The sequence below is a fragment of the bacterium genome (assembly GCA_023135785.1).
GTDB lineage: Bacteria > CAIJMQ01 > CAIJMQ01 > CAIJMQ01 > CAIJMQ01 > CAZNJA01.
Genome location: JAGLSL010000055.1, coordinates 1 through 5,465, shown reverse-complemented (window position 1 = coordinate 5,465; position 5,465 = coordinate 1). Strand labels below are relative to the sequence as shown.

At 41.5% G+C, this 5,465-nt stretch carries 4 protein-coding genes; all 4 read right to left on the bottom strand.

Features of this window, described 5'->3' with window-relative positions; genetic code table 11:
- Positions 1–198: 198 nt before the first annotated feature.
- A complete protein-coding gene (locus KAS42_04530) occupies positions 199–384 on the bottom strand; it encodes a hypothetical protein (protein ID MCK4905487.1) in 186 nt (61 codons plus the stop codon).
- A 315-nt stretch (positions 385–699) separates the two neighbouring features.
- A complete protein-coding gene (locus tag KAS42_04525; protein MCK4905486.1) occupies positions 700–2,265 on the bottom strand; it encodes a diguanylate cyclase in 1,566 nt (521 codons plus the stop codon).
- Positions 2,262–2,987 carry a response regulator gene (locus tag KAS42_04520; GenBank protein MCK4905485.1) on the bottom strand — a complete coding sequence of 242 codons (726 nt, stop codon included), beginning with the start codon at positions 2,985–2,987 and terminating at the stop codon, positions 2,262–2,264. The genes KAS42_04525 and KAS42_04520 overlap by 4 nt, the downstream gene beginning before the upstream one ends.
- 158 nt (positions 2,988–3,145) lie before the next feature.
- The coding region (locus KAS42_04515) for a PAS domain-containing protein (protein ID MCK4905484.1) at positions 3,146–5,465 on the bottom strand (2,320 nt) is incomplete at its 5' end.

Sequence of the window (5,465 nt, the reverse complement as noted above, 5' to 3'; positions counted from 1 at the left end):
CCATTATGTTTCTGAACTTCTGCAGAACTTGTAGTTGCCCATTTATGGGCGCCTGGTTCTACTCAAATTCCTAATTACCAATTTCTAATTCCTAATGAAATGCCCAATGTCGAATTCCCAAATTAGGTATTTACTCTATTAGAAATTAGGAATTGCCCGCCTGCCAAATCTTGCCGGGCAAGGGTATTGGAAATTCTTTTAGTCTTCGGTCTTTGGTCTTTGGTCTATAGTAGTGGCAAAGCTTGCTTTGCTTTTTTTGTTTGCCGAGTAAACTCGGTCACTACATTTGTCGTTAAATGCCTGATTGCGAAGCGGGCAGGGAAATACATTGTTGCTATCCTTAGTTTTTTGAAGTTGTAGTATGTAATTTTTTTTAGTTTTCAATCCTTTAACAACATATATCTATTGTATATCTACCGCATTTCTATCGTATATCTTTTAATCATGCCGATAAATCGGCAACTACAATAAAATAATGGAAATAGATAGAAATAACACCTTGATATAGGTCGAAATAAGGTGGAAATATATTGAAATACATTGTCATTATTCTTGGTTTTTTGCTTTGTTTTATAGTATGTAATTTTTTTTAGTTTTCAATCCTTTAACAACATATATCTATCATATTTCTACCGTATATCCACGTATATCCATTTATATCTACCGTATTTCTACTGTATATCTATTTTTTGATTTTGATTACACTATTTCCAAAAACGCTCTAACTACATCGGGATCAAATTGCGTGCCGGTGCCTTCCTTAATAATCCTTAGCGCCTCTTTTTTGCTGTAGGCTTTACGATAAGTCCTATCCGAAACCAGCGCTTGATAAATATCCGCCACAGCGATAATCCTTGCTCCCAGCGGTATGTCTTTTCCCTTAAGCCCGCTGGAGTATCCGAGCCCGTCAAACCTCTCATGATGGTGAAGGACTATGGGAACTACTGCGCTTAAAAAATGCACGCTTCTTATTATCTCCGCTCCGATATGGGGATGGGTCTTTATTTTCTTTAATTCCTTTTCGTTAAGTTTCCCTTTTTTGTGCAGGATTTTATCGGGAATGCCGATCTTGCCTAAGTCGTGCAATATAGCCGCATGCTTTAGGTTCTCTATATCCTTTTTGGAGACGTTGAGCTTTTTCCCAATATCAACGGCTATAGAAACCATATTTTCGCCGTGCTCGCTGGTATAATAATCTTTGGCTTCTATGGTCTTAGCGAAAGCGCAGATGGATTCCAATAGAGCCTGATTAACTCTATTTTCCATCCTGAGCAGTTTTTCCTTCATCTGCCCTACGCTTTCTTTTTCATCTTTTCTTGCGCCATTATTTACTTGCTTTTTGGTTATCTCTGCGAATATGGTTAATCTGTTGCCGCCAAGTTCTTTTGCAGTACGCAGAGTCTTATCGACCAAATCCATAAGGGTTTTCTGTGTATCTGCGCCGTCCTCCGGATAACTGACTAATCCCATACTTATCTTTAATCTTATTTTTTGTCCTTTCGGATCAAATACATGTTCGCCCAAATTTTTCAATAGTTTTGCGCCAAAATTAACAGCTCCTTCATTATTGGTATCGGGCAAAAGGATAAAAAACTCCTCGCCGCCGTAGCGGATAACTACATCATTAGTCCTGGATGAATCTTTTAAATACTGCCCTAATTCCTTCAATATCTGGTCTCCGTATTGATGTCCATATGCGTCATTTATGGATTTAAAGTAATCTATGTCTATCATTATCATTGAAAGAGGCAGAACATGTCTCTGCGCCCTTTTAAATTCCGACGACAGTCTCTTCTCCAGATATCTGTAATTATAAAGACCCGTAAGCGGGTCTTTTACGCTAAGCTCCTTGAGCCTGTTCAACAAGTTTTTGTTGTTTAATGTGAGCTCCTGCATCTTAATCGCTTTTTTAATCGTTATCTTCAGCTCGTCCATATTAAGGGGCTTTTCCAGATAACTAAATGCCCCTTGGTTAAGGGCGGCAATAGCGTTTTCCACAGAGGCATACCCCGTAAATACTATGACAGCGGTATCGCTATCAGCCTTTTTTATATCACGCAACAGATCCAGCCCCGAACCGTTGGGAAGATTCAGGTCGACTAATATGACATTGTAAAATTCCTTCGCAAGCTTCTCTTTTGTGAGGACAAGATTTCCCACGCTGGTTACCTTATAGCCCTCTTCGCATAATATATCTTCCAAAGTTTCGCATATATTTGTATTGTCATCAACGATAAGAATATTTGCGCTTTCCGGCTTTCTCATATTTCAGTAACCTCCTTAATTATATCTAAGAGACAAGATGGTTTAAACGGTTTATAAAGACAGATATAGGCGGATTTTTTAATGGCATCCTTCACTAAATCTACCGTCTCTTCCCTGTAGGCAGTCATCAATATAGCTTTAACCTTTGGATTGACTTCTCTTATGGCGAGGTAGGTTTCAAGACCGTTTAGTGTAGGAAGTTTCATGTCAACGATAACAATATGATGCGGCATCCGTTTAGTTATTTTTATAGCTTCTTCGCCGTCTTTGGCAACTGAAACCAAAAATCCTTCTTTTGTCAAAATGTCTTTTAGTGTCCGACGCGTGAGCGGATCGTCATCAACCACCATAACCAATATACTATCTCTTGCCTCTTTAATCCGGGCTACCAATTTATCAATATCCAGGGGCTTATACAAAATCCCAAATGCCCCTTCGCGAAGACAATCTTTTATCATATCGTCAAGCGAGAAGGCAGTCATTATAATTACCGCGGTCCGGGGGCTGATCTTTTTTATTTCCCTGAAAGTCTCCAATCCGTTCACAACCGGCATTTTCATGTCCAGGAGGACTACATCATACTGAGAGCTTTCTAATGCCTTAAGCGCTTCCGTTCCGCTTTCAACAAAATCAGCCCCGTATCCTTTCTCCGTTAAGATGTCCTTAAGCGTCTCGCACAAACGACGGTCATCGTCAACCATCAATATGTTTATCTTCTTCATTTTCATCACTTTTGTCTCCTCCTATATTAAAAGTCAAATAAGTCTACTCCGGTGCGCATTCCTATTATCATTACCCTTTCCCACCTCGGAGGTGGGAAAGGGGTTGTTATAATTTGTCCATATCAGGCGGACAAATTAATCACCGTCTCCCTCTTGCCTTAAATCTTTAATAAAGCTGTGGCATTTGCGTTATTTATAACTGACGGACTTATCGGCAGTCTGACCTTGATAACCGTTCCTCCTTCGCCGGAGCGGTTTTTGGCATCAATACTGCCGCTGTGTCCTTCAACAAGGAGCTTGGCGGTAGACAAGCCCAATCCCGTCCCCCGGGCCTTTGTGGAAAAAAACGGCTCAAAAATCCTTTTCAGGTCATCTTCTTTTATTCCATTTCCCGTGTCCTCAAACAAGATGTCAACAAAGCCGCCTTCTTTGGCTGCCTTTACCGACAGATCTCCTCCCTTTTCCATTGCCTGCACCGCATTTAAAATTATGTTTATAAATACCTGGGAAAGTTGAGCCGGGTCGGCCTTTATTTCGGGTAAATTCTTATCTACCAAGGTAACTACATTTATTTTCCCTGGGGGATTGACTTTATCAATGCTCTTCAATAAAAGATTCCCAATGTTCACATTTTCAAACACCGGGGGCTTGGGTCTGGCAAATGTTAAAATATCCTTGATGATTTCGTCCGTGTTGGTAATTTCTTCTTCCAATATGTCCAGATGTCTTTTTACCTTTTTGTCTTCATCTTTTTTGCCACGCAATTTCATCCCAAGAAAATAAACAGAATTCCTCATAACGCCCAATTCATTTCTGAATTCGTGACTTACCACCCCGGCAAACTGCCCGAGAAGAGCCAATTTCTCGGCAGAAGCTAACTTCTCCCGGGCAAGAACCAATTCTTTCTCCGCCCGCTTGCGTTCGGTGATGTCGCATATAATCCCTTCATAGTAAATTGCTTTACCATTACTATTTCTTCTTATTAAGGTTTTATCCTCAATCCATTTCTCTTGCTTGTCTTTTGTTATAATTCTGTATTCTTGTGTAAATTGGCTTGTTCCCTCATCCTTGCTGTGATTTTCAACTTCTTTTCCCACTCTCGCCAAATCATCCGAATGGACGACTTCAGCAAACGGCACTTTTCCTGAAGTAAAATCTTTCGCAGAGTAGCCGAAAAGTCTTTTTACATTCTCGCTTACAAACTCTACTGGCCAGCCGGGAGCATTTTTCCAGAGGAATGCCACCGCAGGACTCCTGTTTATTATTGCGCTGGCCTGCTTTAATCTCTCCTCCGTCTTCTTGCACTCAGTGATATCTTCGGCAATACCCACATAGTAGGGGATGTTGCCCTCTTCGTCTTTAACCGGAGCGCCCGCAGAAGAGTGCCATCTCCAGCTTTTGTCTTTGTGCTTGACACGGTATTTAACTCCGTGCTGGGGCTCTCCCGTAATCATTACCTTTTTAAGGAAAGCCTGGCAGACCGCTACATCGTCGGGATGCACAAATGGAATGAAACTATGCCCTTCAACTTCTGAAATCTTATGCCCCAACAATCGGGTCCATGCAGGGGAGACAAATTTGAAAATCCCATCAGGGGTAAGCGTATAGATAATCTCGCCGGCATTCTCCACGATATTTTTAAGCTGACCCTCGCTTGCCCGCAGCGTTTTCTCTATCCCCTTGCGTTCGGCGATTTCCCTGTGTAACTCCAATGTCCTTTCTTCTATCTTTTCTTCAAGGTCGGTCCGGTAACTCTTCAAGCTTGCGGCCATTAGGTTAAATGTTTCCGCCAGTTCATGGATTTCATCGCCGGTTCGGACCTCTGCCCGCACATCCAGATTCCCCTTCGCCATCTCTTCGGCTGCCCGATGAAGTTCCCTAACCGGTTTTATAATTAAGCCTGCCAGGCCGAAGCCGATAAAAATACTTAAAAGTATAGCCAGAACGGTTATCCCGATGGTTAGACCCAGAGCATTATTAATCGTCTTTCGGATATTTTCTTCCGTTATTCCGACTCTCACCGTGCCGACAATTTCATCTTCTGCCGATATGGGAACAGCGATATCGTAGATAAAGCCCTCCCCTGTATCCAGCAACTGGGTACTGCTAATCTTGGAAGGGCGAACCGAATTAACCCCCTTTAACTCTACGGGAAAACCTTCTTTAAAAGTGTGAGTTAAGATATTGTCTTTTGAATCCACTACAAAAACATAAGCGATATCGGACTCTAATGTTTTCTCGTTTTCTATCAAATATTTTAAGTCAAACCAATTTTCCGTGAGAATGGGCAGCGTGCTGCGAGCCGATAAACTCCTGGCGATAAATACGCCTTTTCCCATCAGCTGTTCTCTTAGGATATCCTGAACGATAACGTTCACCATAAAACTAATTGATAAACCCAAAAGCAAAATCGTCAGAACAAGACTGGTTGCAATTTTATTCCGCAGTCCAATTCTTTTTGTCATTATAATCTTTCGC